21 protein-coding genes and 1 tRNA gene are annotated in these 17,108 nt (G+C 69.7%); 15 read left to right on the plus strand and 7 right to left on the minus strand.

Annotated features, from left to right (window positions below):
- Nucleotides 1–29 precede the first annotated feature (29 nt).
- Entirely contained in the window at nt 30–1,118 is a 1,089-nt protein-coding gene (locus tag ABD437_RS40370) for an ABC transporter ATP-binding protein (RefSeq protein WP_344654278.1), read from the minus strand.
- Nucleotides 1,119–1,458: 340 nt separating this feature from the next.
- Here ABD437_RS40370 and ABD437_RS40375 point away from each other — a divergent pair, with 340 nt between their 5' ends.
- The 3 genes from ABD437_RS40375 to ABD437_RS40385 all read left to right on the plus strand — a co-directional run bounded on the left by ABD437_RS40375 (nt 1,459) and on the right by ABD437_RS40385 (nt 3,246).
- Nucleotides 1,459–2,535 (plus strand): LacI family DNA-binding transcriptional regulator, encoded by a 1,077-nt coding sequence (locus ABD437_RS40375; RefSeq protein ID WP_344654279.1) that lies wholly within the window; start codon nt 1,459–1,461, stop codon nt 2,533–2,535.
- A 39-nt stretch (nt 2,536–2,574) separates the two neighbouring features.
- Nucleotides 2,575–3,144 carry a hypothetical protein gene (locus ABD437_RS40380; protein WP_344654280.1) on the plus strand — a complete coding sequence of 190 codons (570 nt, stop codon included), beginning with the start codon at nt 2,575–2,577 and terminating at the stop codon, nt 3,142–3,144.
- Between the two features lie 29 nt (nt 3,145–3,173).
- Nucleotides 3,174–3,246, plus strand: a tRNA-Thr gene (locus ABD437_RS40385).
- Between the two features lie 232 nt (nt 3,247–3,478).
- Here ABD437_RS40385 and ABD437_RS40390 read toward each other — a convergent pair.
- Nucleotides 3,479–3,661: a hypothetical protein gene (locus ABD437_RS40390; protein ID WP_344654281.1), complete on the minus strand. Its 183-nt coding sequence runs from the start codon at nt 3,659–3,661 to the stop codon at nt 3,479–3,481.
- A 601-nt stretch (nt 3,662–4,262) separates the two neighbouring features.
- Nucleotides 4,263–5,111, minus strand: coding sequence for a hypothetical protein (locus ABD437_RS40395; protein WP_344654282.1), 849 nt, complete (start codon nt 5,109–5,111; stop codon nt 4,263–4,265).
- A gap of 396 nt (nt 5,112–5,507) precedes the next feature.
- Here ABD437_RS40395 and ABD437_RS40400 point away from each other — a divergent pair, with 396 nt between their 5' ends.
- The gene (locus tag ABD437_RS40400) at nt 5,508–6,053 is read left to right on the plus strand and encodes a GNAT family N-acetyltransferase (protein WP_344654283.1); all 546 of its coding nucleotides are present in this window, start codon (nt 5,508–5,510) and stop codon (nt 6,051–6,053) included.
- Between the two features lie 183 nt (nt 6,054–6,236).
- On the opposite strand, the gene ABD437_RS40405 is transcribed toward ABD437_RS40400, so the two are convergent.
- A complete protein-coding gene (locus ABD437_RS40405; RefSeq protein WP_344654284.1) occupies nt 6,237–6,446 on the minus strand; it encodes a hypothetical protein in 210 nt (69 codons plus the stop codon).
- Nucleotides 6,447–6,481: 35 nt separating this feature from the next.
- A complete protein-coding gene (locus tag ABD437_RS40410; protein WP_344654285.1) occupies nt 6,482–7,276 on the minus strand; it encodes a MerR family transcriptional regulator in 795 nt (264 codons plus the stop codon).
- A gap of 78 nt (nt 7,277–7,354) precedes the next feature.
- Between ABD437_RS40410 and ABD437_RS40415 the strand changes: the two genes are divergently transcribed.
- The 6 genes from ABD437_RS40415 (at nt 7,355) to ABD437_RS40440 (ending at nt 11,737) form a co-directional block, all read left to right on the plus strand.
- The gene (locus tag ABD437_RS40415; protein WP_344654286.1) at nt 7,355–7,705 is read left to right on the plus strand and encodes a nuclear transport factor 2 family protein; all 351 of its coding nucleotides are present in this window, start codon (nt 7,355–7,357) and stop codon (nt 7,703–7,705) included.
- Nucleotides 7,706–7,716: 11 nt separating this feature from the next.
- The gene (locus ABD437_RS40420; protein WP_344654287.1) at nt 7,717–8,502 is read left to right on the plus strand and encodes an SDR family oxidoreductase; all 786 of its coding nucleotides are present in this window, start codon (nt 7,717–7,719) and stop codon (nt 8,500–8,502) included.
- A 12-nt stretch (nt 8,503–8,514) separates the two neighbouring features.
- A complete protein-coding gene (locus ABD437_RS40425; RefSeq protein WP_344654288.1) occupies nt 8,515–9,513 on the plus strand; it encodes an alpha/beta hydrolase in 999 nt (332 codons plus the stop codon).
- A gap of 53 nt (nt 9,514–9,566) precedes the next feature.
- Entirely contained in the window at nt 9,567–9,953 is a 387-nt protein-coding gene (locus ABD437_RS40430) for a nuclear transport factor 2 family protein (RefSeq protein ID WP_344654289.1), read from the plus strand.
- 57 nt (nt 9,954–10,010) lie between these two features.
- Complete coding sequence (locus ABD437_RS40435; RefSeq protein ID WP_344654290.1) at nt 10,011–10,835, plus strand: helix-turn-helix domain-containing protein; 825 nt, start codon at nt 10,011–10,013, stop codon at nt 10,833–10,835.
- Between the two features lie 77 nt (nt 10,836–10,912).
- Nucleotides 10,913–11,737 carry a CPBP family glutamic-type intramembrane protease gene (locus tag ABD437_RS40440; protein ID WP_344654291.1) on the plus strand — a complete coding sequence of 275 codons (825 nt, stop codon included), beginning with the start codon at nt 10,913–10,915 and terminating at the stop codon, nt 11,735–11,737.
- Here the strand turns inward: ABD437_RS40440 and ABD437_RS40445 are convergent.
- Entirely contained in the window at nt 11,714–12,100 is a 387-nt protein-coding gene (locus ABD437_RS40445) for a MarR family winged helix-turn-helix transcriptional regulator (protein ID WP_344654292.1), read from the minus strand. The genes ABD437_RS40440 and ABD437_RS40445 overlap by 24 nt on opposite strands.
- Before the next feature lie 78 nt (nt 12,101–12,178).
- Between ABD437_RS40445 and ABD437_RS40450 the strand changes: the two genes are divergently transcribed.
- The 4 genes from ABD437_RS40450 (at nt 12,179) to ABD437_RS40465 (ending at nt 15,748) form a co-directional block, all read left to right on the plus strand.
- Nucleotides 12,179–13,105: a quinone oxidoreductase family protein gene (locus ABD437_RS40450; RefSeq protein WP_344654293.1), complete on the plus strand. Its 927-nt coding sequence runs from the start codon at nt 12,179–12,181 to the stop codon at nt 13,103–13,105.
- Nucleotides 13,106–13,467: 362 nt separating this feature from the next.
- Nucleotides 13,468–13,698: a hypothetical protein gene (locus ABD437_RS40455; protein WP_344654294.1), complete on the plus strand. Its 231-nt coding sequence runs from the start codon at nt 13,468–13,470 to the stop codon at nt 13,696–13,698.
- Between the two features lie 29 nt (nt 13,699–13,727).
- Nucleotides 13,728–14,702: a methyltransferase gene (locus ABD437_RS40460; RefSeq protein ID WP_344654295.1), complete on the plus strand. Its 975-nt coding sequence runs from the start codon at nt 13,728–13,730 to the stop codon at nt 14,700–14,702.
- The gene (locus ABD437_RS40465; RefSeq protein ID WP_344654296.1) at nt 14,699–15,748 is read left to right on the plus strand and encodes a carboxylate-amine ligase; all 1,050 of its coding nucleotides are present in this window, start codon (nt 14,699–14,701) and stop codon (nt 15,746–15,748) included. The genes ABD437_RS40460 and ABD437_RS40465 overlap by 4 nt, the downstream gene beginning before the upstream one ends.
- Before the next feature lie 78 nt (nt 15,749–15,826).
- Here ABD437_RS40465 and ABD437_RS40470 read toward each other — a convergent pair whose 3' ends face one another.
- The gene (locus ABD437_RS40470; RefSeq protein ID WP_344654297.1) at nt 15,827–16,666 is read right to left on the minus strand and encodes a TetR/AcrR family transcriptional regulator; all 840 of its coding nucleotides are present in this window, start codon (nt 16,664–16,666) and stop codon (nt 15,827–15,829) included.
- Between the two features lie 53 nt (nt 16,667–16,719).
- Here ABD437_RS40470 and ABD437_RS40475 point away from each other — a divergent pair, with 53 nt between their 5' ends.
- Nucleotides 16,720–17,061: a hypothetical protein gene (locus ABD437_RS40475; protein WP_344654298.1), complete on the plus strand. Its 342-nt coding sequence runs from the start codon at nt 16,720–16,722 to the stop codon at nt 17,059–17,061.
- Nucleotides 17,062–17,108 lie beyond the last annotated feature (47 nt).

Here is a 17,108-nt window from a genome sequence, read left to right on the forward strand (position 1 = left end):
GGTGCAGGCTTTCTCAGTCTTTATCGACGTCAGTCGATGCGGGCGCCGGTCTCGGCGTGGAAGACGTGCACGTCGTCCTTGTTGATCTGCAGGTGCACGGTGTCGGCCAGGGCCGGAACCTTGCGACCGTCGGTACGCGTGACGATCCGGGTGTCGTCGCCACCGATCTCGGAGTGGCCGTAGACGTAGGCGTCGGAGCCGAGCTCCTCGACCAGGTCGACGACCAGCGGGAGGCCGGTGCCGTCGGAGACGACCTCGATGGCCTCGGGGCGGAAGCCGATCGTGACGTTCTTGCTGCCACCCTCGCTGGCCGCCGCGACCTGCTCACGGGTGAGCGGAACGACGATGCCGCCCAGCTGGGCACCACCCTCGGTCAGCGGGACCGTCTTGAGGTTCATGGCCGGCGAGCCGATGAAGCCCGCGACGAACGCGTTGCCCGGGCGGTCGTAGAGCGCGCGGGGGGTGTCGCACTGCTGGAGCAGGCCGTCCTTGAGCACCGCGACGCGGTGGCCCATCGTCATGGCCTCGACCTGGTCGTGGGTGACGTAGACCGTGGTGATCTCGAGACGCTTCTGCAGCGCGGCGATCTGCGAACGGGTCTGGACGCGGAGCTTGGCGTCGAGGTTCGACAGCGGCTCGTCCATGAGGAAGACCTGGGGCTGGCGGACGATCGCCCGGCCCATCGCGACACGCTGGCGCTGACCACCGGAGAGGGCCTTCGGCTTGCGGTCGAGGTAGTCCTCGAGGTCGAGCAGCTTCGCGGCCTCGCGCACCTTCTCGGCGATCTCGGCCTTCGGCGTCTTCTTGAGCTTCAGCGCGAAGCCCATGTTCTCCGCGACGGTCATGTGCGGGTAGAGCGCGTAGTTCTGGAAGACCATCGCGATGTCGCGGGCCTTCGGCGGGAGGTGCGAGACGTCCTTGTCGTTGATGAGGATCGCGCCCTCGTTGACGTCTTCGAGGCCGGCGAGCATCCGGAGGGAAGTCGACTTCCCACAACCGGAGGGGCCGACCAGGACCAGGAACTCGCCGTCCTGGATCTCGAGGTTCAGCTTGTCGACGGCGGGCTTGGTGGAGCCGGGGTAAATGCGGCTCGCAGCCTGGTACGTGACAGTTGCCATGGTGATGCAGTCCTTTCCACCGGCAGGAACGTGCCGGACGATCCGAGTGGTGAGGGCTGCGCCTGTTTAGGGCGTTGCCTCCCGCGATCGAGGCTCTCCGCCGCGACCGTGGAGCAAAGATAACCCCAACATGTCGCTGACGTTGCTGTTCGGGGAAATGACGTCCTCTAAGTCGGTTTCGTCAATAGTGACGATTGGTATCGAGGCGATTTCTTTGGGTAATTAACATCCGCATGAATCGATTCAAATGCCTACGAGAGGTGCGTCGATGATGTACATCACAAAGGGCCTTGGTTACCGGCGGGTATACGCCGAGCGCTTGATCGGTTAGGGTCCGCCCATGATGGCCCAGCGCCAGCCCCGTCGTACCGCCACCCTCGCGTCGTTGGCGGCGGAACTCGGTGTGTCCCGCACGACCGTTTCCAACGCCTACAACCGCCCCGACCAGCTCTCACCGCAGTTGCGTCAGCGTGTGCTCGAAGCAGCCAAGCGCCTGGGCTACCCCGGGCCCGACCCGCTCGCGCGGTCGCTGCGCACCCGCCGTGCCGGCGCGATCGGCCTGCTGCTCACCGAGGCGCTGTCGTACGCGTTCCGCGACCCCGCCGCGGTCGAGTTCCTCGAGGGCCTCGCGCGCGAGTGCGAAGACGCGAAGACCGGGCTGCTCCTCGTACCGGCGGTACCCGGCGCCGGCACCGATCCCGCGTTGGCCGCCGCGGCCGCGGTCGACGGGTTCATCGTCTACTCGTTGCCGAACGACGACCCGCATCTGGACGCCGCGCTCGCGCGCCCGGTGCCGACCGTCATCGTCGACGAACCGTTGAACGCCACCGGAGCCGACTACGTCGGTATCGACGACCGGGCCGCCGCCGCGAAAGCCGGCGCCCACCTCGCCGAGCTCGGGCACCGCAACATCGGCATCATCTGCAGCCGCATCAGCTCGCAGCGCGGCCCGGGTGGCCAGGCCACCCCGGAGCGGCAGCGTTCGTCCCCGTACGACGTCGTCCGGCTGCGTCTCGACGGCCTCTTCGACGGGATGCAGCTCGACCGCGAGGACGTCCCGGTCTGGGAGTGCTGGGAGAACACGATCGACTCGGCGGCCGCCGCGGCCAAGGAGATGCTCGACGCGTACCCCGGCCTGACCGCGGTCGCCTGCACCACCGACATCCTGGCGCTCGGCACGATGCAGGCGGTGCGCGAATCCGGGCGCTCGGTGCCGTCGGACGTGTCGGTGACCGGCTTCGACGACATCCCGGAAGCCGGCGCGAGCGGGTTGACGACCGTCCACCAGTCGCACGCCGAGAAGGGCCGGGCCGCCTGGCGCCTGCTCAGCCGCGACGACCGCGACGAAACGCCGACCATGCGGGCCACGATCCCCACCGAGTTGCGTGTTCGTCAGACGACGAGTCGTTTGAGCTGAGGCCTGTTGGGGCGCGCTCGGTTCTAGTTGGATGGTCAGGTGTCTTCGGTTCGGACCAACAGTGACCTGTACCTCGCGATGTCCCGACTCGGCTCGTCCACCCGCAGACCGTTGGAGGAGTTCCTCCGGGCCTGGTGGTCAACGGGCTACGACCTGAGCGACGCGAAGACGCTGGAGCCGTCGACGCTGCTCTCCTGGATTTCCGACGCCTTGACCGCGCCGGCTCCGCCGTTCGAGAAGTACTGGGCCCGCGAGGACCTCGACCTGTCCGAGCTCGACGGCTTCTCGGGCTGGTCCCGGGTGATCAGGGCCCAGGTGTGCGACCTGACCGAGATGGCCTCGCTGGGCGTCCTCCGGTCGCAGGCCAGCTATCTGGGGCTGAGCGCACCCCGCCCACCCGGCAGCGGACGCCGCCCCACACCCCCCGTGTGGTTCAACCTCGACGTGGCCAGCTACCTGGAATCCGGCGTGATCGCCACGGTAGGCGGCTGGCGCCCCGAGTTCGAAGACGCCTTGGTCGACGAGGCCCCTCCGGAGCCCTTGGCGATCGACGCGTTCGACTGGGAGGACCTGACGAAGTTCGCGCTGGGTGCACAGACGCACCAGTGAGCACGGAGCGGCTACCATCTGAGCTACCTGCTGGTGTGGCGCAATTGGCAGCGCACCCGACTTGTAATCGGGCGGTTAGGGGTTCAAGTCCCCTCACCAGCTCTTCTGAGACCAGGTGGTTGGTGGCTTCGGGCGGCTAGGTCGGTTGGCAGAGTAGCCAATCGAGTAGCCAATCACGTACGGCGCGGTGTTCCCCACAGCGCCTTCTCCATCGAGGTGGCCGAGCATCGTCGGGGGGTCTAGCGGACCTTGGCCTTCGTCAGGAGCGCCTGCGACGCGCGGGTGCCGGCCACCGTCGGCGAGCTGGCCGCCGAAGCGGCGCGCTATCGCGAGTTCAGTCCGGCAGCTCGTAGCGCGCTATCCGCTGCTGGCCCCAAGCGAACCGGGTCTCGCACACCCAGTCCTCCAGCCGTAGAGCGAGTTCGCGCGCAACATCGCTGACGCTCGAAAAGACATCGCTGTAGTGGGTGCTCCAGAAATTCGACGAGAAGGTCTCACCGCGCGCCGTGACGCGCATCCACTGCTCGTGTACCGGTACGGAGATCCAATCCCACGGGGCCGCAGGTTCAGGCCAGGGCCACCCAGCGGGCTCCGGTCGCCACCACAGCGACACCTCGTCCAGCTCGTCGGGCCGGATGAGACTTGCGACCACGGGCATGATCACTCGACGCCGGGCCTCGTCCAACGTCAGGCGGTGGAATCAGTCCGAATCGTCCGCCTTTGCCTCTTCGTCCACCTCGTGAGCGTGCCATGCCTCCGGCGGGAGCGCTCTGGCTCCGGGGATGAGGCATCCCGCCTACCGTCGCCCCAGGACGAGCCGAGCAGACCGGCGCCGGGGTCGCCAGCCTCCAGACGTCAACGATCCGATGTCGAAGCGTGTGGCGTGCACGTCATCGAGCTCCAAGACTCCGTCCCGAAGCTCGTCTACCAGACATCGAGGGCAAGGATCAGCCGTACGCTCCCCGATCTTGCTCGACACGCGCCCCCCTTGAAGGCTCCACCGGTCGTGTCATCGGTATGCCGGCTGTCTACCGACAGTTGACTCCGGACGGACGGCGCCTTCTGTCCGGTCGGCGAGTGGGTGACCTCGTCCATGCGCGACGCCATCATGGGTGCTTCTACGGGCGGCCGGCTAGTGCGTCGCGTGCCGGAGCGAGCAGGCTAGCGAGTTCCTCGGCTGTGCCGATCGCGCTGCGGCGGGGAACGTCGTCGCGGTACGTGCGCAGGGCATCAGCCAGGAACACCGGGTCGACCAGAGTCGCGCCCAGCTTCAGGCGGAACCAGTAGAAACCAGGTAGCGGAAGCCGTCCATGCAGGTCGCGGACGTGCGGGCCGCCGAGTCCCAGGGTGCCGCCCCGAGCCTGGAGCCATAGCGCCCCGCGCCGTACCTCGTTCCCGGTCGGCCCGCCGTACGCCAGTGCGTCCCATGGGATCACCCGGGAACCGAGCGTCGAGACGACCAACCCGTTCGCCGTGATCCGCAGGTGCGGCGGGCGGAACAGCATCGCGATACTGAGGACGAGGAGCAGGCCCGCCATGACGGCGACCAGAACGATCATCACCCGCAGGGAGGGATCCGACCAGTCGTTCGATCCTGGCCGGGGGATCGGAGCGTATAGCCCCACCACGCAGAGCTGCGTGACGCACGTACCTCCCACGTACAGCGGTGACATCGGAGCGGCGAAGGCCGGTTGCCCGCCATACCGGCCGAGTGCGAAGCCGCGCTTCGGCGGCCGGCACGAACGCCACAGCACCGCGACATAGACCAGCGTCGTCAGGACCAGAACCAGGCCCGGCGTTCCGACGGCCAGCGTGAGTTGGAGAGCGAAGGAGTCGGTCGGCGGCCAGTCGTACGGCAAGGAACGTAGCCCGGCGTTCACGCCCGAACCGAGCACTCCGAGCACCAATGCGAGTGCTCGACTTCGCCGGGTGAGTCGGGTGACCTCATTCGGCGTAAGGTCGGTCACCGGGTGAGAATAGCTGGATTAGTGGCCGCTGACCTGCGGTTTCAGTCGTACGCCAGCAGTGAGGCCAGGCTGGTCCTGCGGCCCCGCGAGGCGCGGTGTGGATGGGATCGGAAGTCTCGCTCCTCGTCAAGGAAGGGCTCACGAAGTACGGCACCACGGACATCACCGGCTATCGCCGAGTAGCCAACCGAGTAGCCAACGCAACGGACGTCGGCGGACGAACGCGGCCGGTCATGGAGCAGGGCTATGGGCTCACCAGCGGGGTGCAGCCCACGCAGACTTGGCGCAGTACCTTCGACGTGCTTTGTGGGGTCGCCAGTGGTGCTGGTCGATCAGCTTGGCGTTGGCCTCTCTGGCCCGGTGCTACCGCGTGCGATGCTGGCATACTTTCCGCCCGTGAGCGAGTACATGGTCCGCCCCATTCGGGGCCACGAGTGGCGCGAGATTCGGGCGCTGCGTCTGAAAGCGTTAAAGGACGAGGCTGCCCCGATGGCCTTCGCTGAGTCCTACGAGGAAGGTGCCGCCCAGCCCGAAGAGTTTTGGCAAGGACGCGCACAGGGTTCCTCCAGCGACGCTGGACCCGAGGCGGGGGCGTGTCAATTTGTCGCGATCGCCGATGGCGGCACCTGGGTGGGAACGTCGGTCGCGCTGATCGAAAAGGCCGGCGCGCAGGACTTCGAGGGCGAGACGATCGAGCAGTCCGGTGGGCATGTGGTGGGCGTCTTCTTGCATCCGGAGCACCGCGGCAAGGGTGTGATCGGGCGCTTGTTCGACGCAACACTGGATTGGATGCGTCAGCGGGGCCTTACGAGGGCGCGTCTCTATGTGCATGCAGACAACGTTCGCGCGCAACGCGCTTACGAGAAGGCCGGGTTCGCGGCCACCGGGAAGAGTGTCTACGGATCCCTCGGTCCCGAGATCGAAATGGCACGAGCCCTCTGATCCCAGAACTGGCCGGGCCGCGCCTCGAGCAGGCGCAAAGGCTGAGCTCACAGCCGGCGGAGTAGCCAGAGCCGCCCGAGGTCGAGGTCGATCGTGAGAGGTGCGGCCGCCTTGACGACCCCGGTGTGGATGTCGCTCTCTCGGTACCGGTTGCTGGCAGGGTCGAGTACGCGAGGCGGCGGGTCAGAACTCCAGGCCGCGGCGCTCCAGTTCGGCCTCGACGGCTTGGCGTCGTTTTCGCCAGTCGCGCCGGGCTTTCGGGTTGCGTCCCGTGCCTGGTGCGTCCGCCTCGTTCTCGCGGTTCTGGGCCAGCGTCCACCGCTCCTGGAGCGCCTCGGCGTCGAGGTGGGGCAGATCCTCGTCCCAGTGTGCGATCAGATGCTTCAACGACATGTCGCCAGCGTGCCATCAGCGGCGGAAACCAAGGGTCAAGTGACTCGGAAGACCGGCCAGCCGATTTCGGTACGCCACGCCGCGGGGTCGTTCGTGTCGCGGGGGCCGACGAGGTAGACCTCGCGTACCGGGCCGGCGACCGACATGGCGTTCTGCACCACCCAGGTGCCGAGTTGGCCGTAGGTGACCCCGGCCCCGTCGTGCTCGCCGACGTGGGTCGTGACGGCCAGTTCGGCCGCCGGCAGGGTCACGGGGTGCACGCGTCCGGTGCGAGGGGGCGCGGCCGTCGGCAGGTACAGCAGCGCGCGTCCGCGTTCCTGTTCGAACAGGGCGTTGTCATAGTTCCCGCCCGGCGGGCCGGTCACCGCGTCGCCGACGGCCTCCTGCAGCTCGGCCATCGCGCCGGCGAACCAGGCCCCGACGTCACCACTACTGACCACGGCCTCGACGGCCGCGACCGTGCGAGCGGGCTCGGCACGCAGCTCGACGTCGATCGGTGCGGGCGCCGGCTCGAGCAGACGACGCAGCGATACGACCGCGGCCCGGGTGCGGTCGAGTTCGTCCTCGAGGCGTTGCAGGTGCTCGGCGACCAGGGTCCCGCGAACAGCGGGATCGGGGGTCTGCAGGATGCGCCGCACGTCGCTCAGGGGGACGTTGAGTTCACGCAGCCGGTGGATCACCTGCGCGGCCGGGATCTGATCGACGCTGTAGTAGCGGTACCCGGTGGTCTGGTCGACCACGGCCGGCTCCAGCAACGAGGCCTCGTGATAGCGACGCAGGGTCCGCACGCTCAGGTGGGTCAGCCGCGATAGCTCGCCGATCGTCAACACCCCCGCAGTCTGAACCCTCCCCCCGGGAGAGAGTCCAGCGCTTGACTCTCCCGTGTCGTCAGGCCGCACGGTGCTCTCATGACACACAACAGCGAGCAGCTCCCCACCGTCGTGCGTGACTTCTTCGCCGCGCACATCGTCCGTGACGCCGACACCGCCTCGAAGTTCCTGACCGAGGACGTGGTGGCCGTCGACCAGGGCGAGACCTTCCGTGGCCGCGAGCAGGTCCACGCGTTCCTGCGCGACGCCGGCTCCGAGTTCGAGTACACGACCGAGGAGATCGGCGCGCACCGCGTCGACGAGACGCACTGCGTGGTGACGGTGCGGCTCGAGGGCACGTTCCCCGGCGGCGTCGCCGAGCTCGACTACCGGTTCACGCTGCGCGGCGACCTCATCGCCGAGATCGTCATCGGCAACCACGAAGCGTGAGGACAGAGCACATGTCGCATTCGCAGCGAGACCGTCTCGACGGTCGGCGGGCGCTGGTCACGGGCGGATCGAAAGGCTCGGGCAGGGCCGTCGTCGACCGACTGCGCCAGATGGGGGCCGACGTGTACGTGACGGCACGCACGATGCCCGACGGGTACGACCGGCCCGACCGGTTCATCGAAGCGGACACGTCGACGGCCGAGGGCGCCGAGCTCGTGGCCGCGCGCATCGCCGAGGCCGGCGTCCTCGACATCCTGGTGCACGTCGTGGGAGGTACGTCGGCGCCGGCCGGTGGATTCGTCGCCCTCACCGACGACCAGTGGCTCGCCGACCTCAACCTCAACCTCCTGGGGGCAGTGCGGCTCGACCGCGCGCTGCTGCCGGCGATGGTCGAGTCCGGGTCGGGCGTGGTGCTGCACTTCACCTCGATCCAGCGTGAGCTGCCGCAGCACGACGCGTCCCTCGCGTACGCGGCGGCGAAAGCGGCGCTGCGGACGTACAACAAGGGCTTGGCCAACGAGCTCGCGCCGCGCGGTGTGCGGGTCAACGCGATCAGCCCCGGCGGGATCGAGACCGAGGCGTACGAACGGTTCGTGGACCGGATCGCCGAGGGCAACGGCATCACCCGCGACCAGGCCAAGCAGACCATCTTCGACTCCCTCGGCGGAGTGCCGCTCGGTCGCTTCGCCAACCCCGAGGAGATCGCCGACCTGGTCGGGTTCCTGGTGTCCGATCGCGCCTCGGCGATCGTCGGCGCCGAGTACGTCATCGACGGCGGGACGGTCCCGACCGTCTGAGAGGGGGTATTCATGTCCGCACACATCGTGGACCCGGTCGGACCGCCGCCGCCGTTCGACCCGGAGCTGGCGCCAGTGGTGGAGATGCTCGGTGCCGTGCGCGCGCCCGACGCGTACCGCGCCGACAACATCGCCGAGATGCGTGCCCCCGTCCCCGGCGTGCGAGCTCCGACCGACGAGGACCTCGCCCGCGGGGGCGCGTACGGCGTGCAGCAGCGCATGGTGCCGGGGCCGGACGGGGAGCCGGACATATCGCTTCTGATGTGTCTGCCGAAGCACGCGGCGACCCCGACCGCGGCGATCTATTACATCCACGGCGGCGGCATGATCGTCGGGGACAACCGCTTCGGGCTGGTCGAGATGATCGACCTCGCCGAACCGCTCGGCCTGGCCGTGATCTCGGTCGAGTACCGGCTCGCCCCCGAGACGCCCCATCCGGGGCCGGTCGCCGATTGTTACGCCGGGCTGCGATGGACGTCGGCTCACGCCGCCGAACTCAACATCGACGCCCAGCGCATCGTCATCGCCGGGGCCAGCGCCGGCGCCGGCCTCGCCGCAGGTGTCACCCTGATGGCGCGCGACCACGACGGCCCGGCCATCTTCGCCCAGCTGCTTCAGTCCCCGATGCTCGACGACCGCAACGACTCGCCGTCGGCCCACCAGATGCAAGGCCTCGGCATCTGGGACCGCTCCTCCAACCGGACCGGGTGGAACGCGCTTCTCGGCGACGGCGTACCCGGAGGAGCGGACGTGCCGGCCTACGCCGCGCCCGCCCGCGCCGTCGACCTGTCCGGTCTACCGCCCACCTTCATCGACGTCGGCACGGCCGAAACTTTCCGGGACGAGGACGTCGCCTACGCCAGCCGCATCTGGCAGGCCGGCGGCCGCGCGGAACTGCACGTCTGGCCCGGCGGCTTCCACGGCTACGACGTCGTGGCCCCGCACGCCGCCATCTCCCGAGACACCATCGCCACCCGCGCCGCCTGGCTACGCCGACAGCTGAGCATTTAGGTGGTACATCTTGGCCCCGGCCGGGTGGGTGTCGGGCGCCTAGCGTCGCTCTCATGAGTACTGCATTGGTGGAGCGCCTGATCGGTGCTTTGAACGGCAAGGATCTCGACGCGATCGAGGCCTGTTTCGGGGCGGATTTTGTGGGGGAGTGGCCGGCGCATCCGGCTCGGGACGTGCACGGGCCGGAGCAGGTGCGCCGGAACTGGGAGATGATCTTCAAGACGTCGCCGGACATCACGATCGCGATGACGAACTCGGTCGAGGTCGGCGACGAGGTGTGGGGCGAGTGGCACTACACCCGGGCGGCCGGGCAGGACCTGCGTGGCGTCATCATCATCACGGAGAGTAATGGTCTGATTCGGCGGTCGCGGTTCTACATGGAGCCGGTCGACGCCGCGGACTCCGCGGTGCCGGGCGGCCCGCGCCTCGCCCGCGACTGAGGACCGCGCTTGCTCGCAGCAGGCGAACAGCTGAAAAACAGCTGACAGAATGGAACCGTGCGGCGGGACGACGATTTCGGGACCGCGCTGCGGACCCTGCGGCAGCGGCTCACACCAGCTGATGTGGGGGTGCCGGCGTCGTTACCCGCCGTGCGGCGCGTGCCGGGGCTGCGCCGGGACGAACTCGCGGGCATCGTGGGCGTCTCCGAGGAACACGTGAAGCGCCTCGAGCAGGGGCGGCGCAAGCCGTCGCCGGGTGTGGTCGACTCGCTCGCACGGGCGTTGCGGCTGAACTCGGGTGAGCACGCCCGGCTGCGTGCGCTGGCCGGGTTCGCGGCGTCGCCCGAGCCGGACGGGCTGGTTCCCCGTGAGGTGACCGGGACGGCCCGGCGGATGCTGGAGCGGTTGACCGACGTCGCGGTCTGCGTGTGCGACGCGACGTGGACGGTGCTGGCCGCGAACGACCTCTGGCATTCGGACGTGTGCACGATCCCGGAGACACCCGGGCGCGGTCGCAACGTGGTGTGGCGCGCGTTCACCGAGGTCGGGCCGTCGGTGTTCCAGGTGCCCGAACGGCTGGACGGGTTCCGTGCCACGGTCGTGGCCGAGCTGCGCGAGACGGCCCGTCGTTACCCGGCCGACGTCGAGCTGGCGTCGATGGTCGCCGATCTGCACGCGCGCAGCCCGGAGTTCGTCCAGCTCTGGAATGCCCCGCCCCGGCCGGGCGGCCACGCGGACCGCCTACGCGTGCCGAGCCCGGTACACGGCCACCTCGACCTGGACCTCGACGTCCTGACCCTGGACCCGGGCGACCTCCGCGTCGTGGTCTACACCCTCGCTGTCCCCCGGGAGAGCTACGACGAGGTGTCCACTCCGTGGTGACGTGCTGAAACGCGGGAATCCATAGCGTTTTCCTCGAGCCGCGGCGGCCGAGTCGCGGACCCCTTCGAGGAGTGGTCATGCGATTCATCCTGCAGTTCGTGGTCGTCGTCGCGGTGTCGGCGGTCGGTGGGCAAGTGGCCGTCGGGGTGCAGGATCAGCCCTGGGTCAGCCTCGTCGTGGGGCTGGTCGCCGCGGCGGCGGCCGCGTTCGTTTACGGCTGGATCGTGCGTCGTACCGAGAAGCGTGACGTCACCGAACTGGACCGGAGCAAAGCCACCGGTGGCCTGGCGCTGGGCACCACGATCGGGCTCGCGATGTGCGCGGCCGTCATCGTCAACATCTGGTTCCTCGGGTCCTTCCACGTCGACGGGATCGGGTCGGTCAGCGGCGCGCTCGGTCTGCTCGGGTTCATGGCGGCCGCGGCGACCACCGAGGAACTGCTCTACCGCGGGCTGCTGTTCCGCTGGGTGGAGAAGGTGACCGGCACCTGGCTCGCGTTGCTGCTGAGCGGTGTGGTGTTCGGCGCGTCGCACCTGTTCAACGAGGACGCCACGATCTGGGGCGCGATCGCGATCGCGATCGAGGCCGGCTTCATGCTCGGCGCGTGCTACGCGGCCACCCGCAGCCTGTGGGTGACGATCGGTCTGCACTTCGGCTGGAACTTCGGGCTCGGTGGCATCGCCAGCGCCACGGTCTCCGGCAACGGCGACTCGAAGGGTCTGCTCGACACCAGCCTCACCGGCTCGGACCTGGTCACCGGCGGCGCGTTCGGCCCCGAGGGCAGCCTGTACACGATCACCGCGGGTGTGGTGCTCACGGTCATCTTCCTGTGGCTCGCCGCCCGCCGCGGCAACATCGTCCCGATGCGTCGGAAGAACTCACCGCGGGTCGCGGTCCAGTAGTCGGATCACCTCGAACTGGTCGATCAGCGGAGCGAGCTCCCGGCGGACCTCGACGTAGACCCGGTCGGCCAGTTCCGAGCCGGCCGGGGTCATGAACACGTCGACCACCCGCCGGTCGTCGGGGTTCTTCTCCCGGGCCAGCAGCCCCCGCTTCTCGGCCCGGTCCACCAGCCCGGACAGCGTCGACTTGTCGAGCCCCAGGTACGCGGCCAGCTCGGTCATGCGAGCGCGACGGTCACGCAGGATGCCGAGCACCCGCAGCTGAGTGAGCGACAGGTCGTGCTCGGCGCCGATGCGGGTGAGCGTCCCCATCACCTCGAACGAAGTCCGCACCAGGGCGTCCACCACAGCGTCTGTGCTCATGCCCCGAGACTACTTGACATGGTTCGTAATACAAACCATCCTGAAGATGGTTGGTAATACGAACAAAGGAGCCCAGCCATGCGTGCCGCCGTTCTCACCGCCCCCGACGCCCTGCCGGTCTACGGCGAACACCCCGAGCCGGCCCCGGCCGGCGGCGACGAGCTCGTCGTCGAGGTGCTCGCCGCCGGGCTGCACCACCTCACCCGGTCGCGCGCCACCGGAGCGCACTACAGCAGCAGCGGCGCGTTCCCGCTGGTGCCCGGCGTCGACGGCGTGGTCATGGACCACGACCACAAGCTCCGCTACGCGGTTCTGGACGACACCAAGCTCGGCATGTTCGCCGACCGCACCGTGATCGACGCCCGCCGCAGCGTGGTGCTGCCGGACGGGGTGGACCCGGCCCGGATCGCGGCGGCGATGAACCCGGCGATGTCGTCGTGGGTCGCGCTGCGTCGCCGGATCGAGTTCGAGAAAGGTCAGCGCGTCCTGGTGCTGGGAGCCACCGGCAACGCCGGGCGGATGGCCGTGCAGATCGCGAAGCTGTTCGGCGCCGCGCAGGTGATCGCGGCCGGGCGGGACACCACGCGCCTGGCGGAGTTACCCGCGCTCGGCGCCGACGAGACGATCACGTTCGACCAGGTCGAGCGGGCCGCCGACGTCGACGTGGTCATCGACTACGTGTGGGGCGAGCCGTCGGCCCGTGCGATGGTGCCGATGCTCACCGCGCGAGCCGATCGGAGCGCGCCGCTGACCTGGGTCCAGATCGGATCGGTGGCCGGGGCGTCCGCTCCGATCCCGTCCGCGGCGTTGCGAGCGGCCCGGCTGCAGATCGTCGGCAGCGGCATCGGGTCGGTGTCCGCCCGCGAGATCCTCGCCGAGCTGCCGGAACTCGCCGCCGCGGTGGCCGACGGCACGATCGACGTCCGGTACCGCGCGGTGCCACTCGAGCGGATCGCGCACTTCTGGAACGCACCCGCGGACGACCGCGTCGTCTTTACGCCCTGATGAGTCCGTCATGAGAGGGGTAAGTGGGAATTGCTCAAAGTCGTCGTCCCACTTTGCGTGTGGCGGCGACCGCGTGGGGTAGGGGAAGCGGAACAGCTCTGTCCGGGCGGAGCCTGATCCCAGGGAGGGGAATCCATGGGCTTGGTGTGGCACAGACCGTTGACGCCCGAAGACGTCGCCACCGCTTACCGGCTGCTCGATCAGCACGAGCCGCTCGAGCGTTACGGCGACACCCCGATGTGCGGGAACGCCGGTCACTGGGGGGCGGCGCCCCACTGGCCCTGTAGTCGCGTCCGGTGGGCGGCCGAGGTGATCGCCTCGTCGGAGCGCGGAGAGATACCCGACGAACTCCGGGCCCCGGCATGACCACGCCTCCGGACGCCGGCGACGACGCACCCGACCTCGCGCTGACCGCGGCCGACGTGGTGGCGCTCGTCGCACAGCAGATCGAGGTCAGCGGGGCGCGTCCGGTGCTCACCGACGCCTCCCGACCGGTCGCCGAACGTGCGGCGGAGGAGTTGCTCGACTCGCTCAACGGGGACCCGGCCACGCCGCCGGAGCGAGCCAACGGCGCGGAACACGATTCGGATTAAACGAATCGGTTCCGGGCAGCCCCCGCCGCATGACGACGACACACAGCGCGGTGGTCGAGGCGTCCGGCGCCGCCGCCCGCGACGAAGCGTTGCAGCAACTGGGCCACGCGCTCCGGGCCGCCGGATACTCGTTCACCACGGTCACGCCGATCACCCACGAGCGGGTCAACCGTCGTCCCGGCAATGCCTGGGCGCACGACCTGCGTGGCGCGTTCGGGTGGAGTAGGCCGTTCCGGCCCGACACGCTGCCGTCGTCGATCGTCGCGCTGATGGACGCCGCCGGCGTGCTCGAACGCGACGGCGACGCCTGGCGTAGCACGGTGCGGTTCTCCAGCTACGACGGCGAACTGTTCGTGCACTCGGCGTTCCCCACCACGGCGGCAGACTCGGTGTTCTTCGGCCCGGACACCTACCGGATGGCCGACGCCGCGGCCGCGCACGTCTCGGCCCGGACGGCACCGGTGCGCCGCGCCGTCGACATCGGCTGCGGCACCGGAGCGGGCGCGATCACGGTCGCCAAGCGCGCGTCCGGAGCGGAGGTGTACGCGGTCGACATCAACGACACCGCCCTCCGGTACGCCCGGGTCAACGCCGCGCTCGCCGGCGCGAACGGGGTGCGCCCCGTCCGTAGCGATCTGTTGTCCGGCGTGGACGGCGAGTTCGACCTGATCGTCAGCAACCCGCCGTTCATGGTCGACCCGGCCGGGCGGGCGTACCGCGACGGGGGCGGGCCCGGCGGCCACGGGCTCTCGCTCGCGATTCTCGACGCGGCCGCCACCCGGCTCGCGCCCGGCGGGTCGCTGGTGCTGTTCAGCGGCGTCGGCATCGTCGACGGCCACGACTCGCTCCGCGCCGCCGCGGCCGAACGGTTGGAGTCGACCGAGCTGGTCTGGACGTACCGGGAGGTGGATCCGGACGTCTACGACGAAGAGCTCGACGGCGACGCCTACTCCGACGCCGAGCGCATCGCGGTCGTGCTGCTCACCGCGGTGCGACCGGGGTGAGCGCGGCGCTCACCGTCGGCGTCGAGGAGGAGTATCTTCTCGTCGACCCGGTCACCGGCGAGAACACGTCGGTGGTCGATCAGGTGACGGCCAAGCTGCCGGAGCACCTCGCGTCGCGCAGCCGGATGGAGTTCCGGCCGTGCATGGCCGAGATGGTCACCGAGCCCCGCGTCGAGCTGAGCGACGTACGTGACCAGCTGCGTGAGAACCGGTCGGCGGTAGCGGCCGCCGCGGCCACGGCCGGGGTGCTCGCGCTGCCGGTGGGGGCGACGCCGATCGCGGAGGCCGACCGGCGCCCGACCGACGACCCGCGCTTCACCGCCATCGCCGGGCACTACGGCGCGGTCGCGCACGACCCGGCGGTGTGCGGAACCCACGTGCACGTGGGGGTGCCGTCACGGGCGGCCGCGATCGACGTCTGCCGACGGATCCGGGCGTGGCTGCCGGTGCTCCAGGCGCTGACGGTGAACTCGCCGGTGCACGCGGGCGCCGACACCGGTTACGCCAGCTGGCGTGCGGTGCAGCTCGACCGGTGGCCGAGCCTCGGCCCGATCCCGCACTTCGGGTCGGCCGACGAGTACGACAGTGCGGTGGATTCGCTCGTCGCGTCCGGGGTGATGCTCGACCGGTCGATGGTGCTGTGGCACGTGCGTCCGTCCGCGAAGTACCCGACCGTCGAGGTGCGGGTGGCGGACACCCAGGTGTCGGTGGAGGACGCCGTGGTGCTGGCCGCGCTGGTCCGTGGACTGGTGGCGACCGCGGTCGACGACGAGCCGGCGGTCGCCGACCACCTGTTGGCCGCCGCGCACTGGAACGCGGCGCGCAGCGGCCTGAACGGCACCCTGCTGGATCCGCGGTCCGGCCGGGCCCGGTCCGCCTGGTCGCTGGTGGACGAACTCGCGGCCCGGTGCGGTGACGTGGACGTCGTCCACAGCGGCCTGGAGCGGCTGCACCGGCAGGGCACCGGAGCGGATCGTCAACGCGAACTGATCACGCGAACGGGGAGTATTCCGGCGATGCTGCGCGAGCTCGCGCTCTCCACGTGACCGATCTCGCAGCCGACGACCCGCTTCAAACGCGCACGCTTGAAGGCGGAGGTAATCAGCGTGTTTCACAGCAACGGCTCATTCGACGAGATCGTGTCCCGACTCGAGTCCGACGACCCGCGGTTCACGACCAGAGTGGACCGGATCGTCGCCCGCGGCCCGTTCGCCGCCACCCGACTCGGTGTCCTCGGGGTCGCCTGGGCGCTCGGGACGCTGATGTTCATCGCGTTGTCGGGGTGGATCGGGCTGTTCGCCGGCGCGTTCCTGGGCGGGTTCCTGTACTGGCTGAGCCGCGCCTAGCTGCACCCAGCCGGCCTCGGCGCGGATCCCGGCCAGGATCAGGTGCAGGCCGTACTCGAACTGGTCGTCGGAGCCGACGGCCGGTAGTTCCCGCGACCGCTCGCCGCCGGGCAGGGCGCCGATCGTGTCGGCGGCCTGCTCCCACCGCGCGTCGCGCCGCCCGGCCCGTACGGCCATCGCCAGCGCGGCGGCTCCGTACGCGATCAACGCCTGGAACGCCCGGACGACGTCGCCCGGCGGCAGCCCGGAGTCGGTGAGCGCGCTCAGCATCGCGGCGCCGAGGCGCTGTCCGTTCTCCCCGAGAGGCGGACGGGCGGCGACGTGCTCCGCGATACCGGGGTGCCGTAGCGCGGCCGCACGGACGCCACCGAGCACCGCACGGAGGCGGGTGTCCCACGGATCGTCCGGTGCCGGTGCGGGCACGTCGACGAGCGCCCGGTCGGCCACCGCGTCGAGCAGTGCCTCGCGGTCGCCGAAGTGGCGGTAGAGCGCCATCGGGTCGCAGCCGAGCTCGGCCGCGATGCGCCGCATCGACATCGCCTTCGGCCCTTCCCGGTCGCCGACCTCCAGCGCGGCGGCGGTGATGCTCTCGGGGCTCAACGTTCGCGGTCGCGGCATGACGTGAATCTACGGCGTAGACATTGATCGGCGCGTTTGTCTACGCTGTAGACATGACGCTTCTTCGCTTCGCACGGGTCACGGCGTTCGGGTTGAGCGCCTCCACCTTCGTGTTCCTGTTCCTCCACGACAGCTGGCGAACGAACAACCTGTTCCTGGTGCCCGACCTGTTGCTCTGCGTCGGGCTCGCGCTCGCCGCCGCGATGCCGGGCGACCGGGCGGCGCCGTACCTGATCACCGCGTTCGCCTACGCGGCCGGCGTGCTCGCGACGTCGGTGAGTTCGTACGCGGTCGACGGCCGCCTCGGGTTGCCGAGCCTGGTAGGCGCGCTCGGCTCACTCGCGCTCGCGGGTGCGCTCCTCGTCGCACGCCGCCCGGCCGGGCAACCGGCCTAGCGAGTGTCCTGTAAGTGGTTGAGCTGCGACTTCTGGTAATCGTGTGG

The organism is Cryptosporangium japonicum (genome assembly GCF_039524755.1).
In the GTDB taxonomy this organism is placed as follows: Bacteria; Actinomycetota; Actinomycetes; order Mycobacteriales; family Cryptosporangiaceae; genus Cryptosporangium; species Cryptosporangium japonicum.

Bases quoted from the DNA above. Each gene is read 5' to 3' on its own strand.
- ABD437_RS40370 (WP_344654278.1), bottom strand. From the start codon at position 1,118: ATGGCAACTGTCACGTACCAGGCTGCGAGCCGCATTTACCCCGGCTCC.
- ABD437_RS40375 (WP_344654279.1), top strand. From the start codon at position 1,459: ATGATGGCCCAGCGCCAGCCCCGTCGTACCGCCACCCTCGCGTCGTTG.
- ABD437_RS40390 (WP_344654281.1), bottom strand. From the start codon at position 3,661: ATGCGCGTCACGGCGCGCGGTGAGACCTTCTCGTCGAATTTCTGGAGC.
- ABD437_RS40405 (WP_344654284.1), bottom strand. From the start codon at position 6,446: ATGTCGTTGAAGCATCTGATCGCACACTGGGACGAGGATCTGCCCCAC.
- ABD437_RS40415 (WP_344654286.1), top strand. From the start codon at position 7,355: ATGACACACAACAGCGAGCAGCTCCCCACCGTCGTGCGTGACTTCTTC.
- ABD437_RS40420 (WP_344654287.1), top strand. From the start codon at position 7,717: ATGTCGCATTCGCAGCGAGACCGTCTCGACGGTCGGCGGGCGCTGGTC.
- ABD437_RS40425 (WP_344654288.1), top strand. From the start codon at position 8,515: ATGTCCGCACACATCGTGGACCCGGTCGGACCGCCGCCGCCGTTCGAC.
- ABD437_RS40430 (WP_344654289.1), top strand. From the start codon at position 9,567: ATGAGTACTGCATTGGTGGAGCGCCTGATCGGTGCTTTGAACGGCAAG.
- ABD437_RS40440 (WP_344654291.1), top strand. From the start codon at position 10,913: ATGCGATTCATCCTGCAGTTCGTGGTCGTCGTCGCGGTGTCGGCGGTC.
- ABD437_RS40445 (WP_344654292.1), bottom strand. From the start codon at position 12,100: ATGAGCACAGACGCTGTGGTGGACGCCCTGGTGCGGACTTCGTTCGAG.
- ABD437_RS40450 (WP_344654293.1), top strand. From the start codon at position 12,179: ATGCGTGCCGCCGTTCTCACCGCCCCCGACGCCCTGCCGGTCTACGGC.
- ABD437_RS40455 (WP_344654294.1), top strand. From the start codon at position 13,468: ATGACCACGCCTCCGGACGCCGGCGACGACGCACCCGACCTCGCGCTG.
- ABD437_RS40460 (WP_344654295.1), top strand. From the start codon at position 13,728: ATGACGACGACACACAGCGCGGTGGTCGAGGCGTCCGGCGCCGCCGCC.
- ABD437_RS40470 (WP_344654297.1), bottom strand. From the start codon at position 16,666: ATGCCGCGACCGCGAACGTTGAGCCCCGAGAGCATCACCGCCGCCGCG.
- ABD437_RS40475 (WP_344654298.1), top strand. From the start codon at position 16,720: ATGACGCTTCTTCGCTTCGCACGGGTCACGGCGTTCGGGTTGAGCGCC.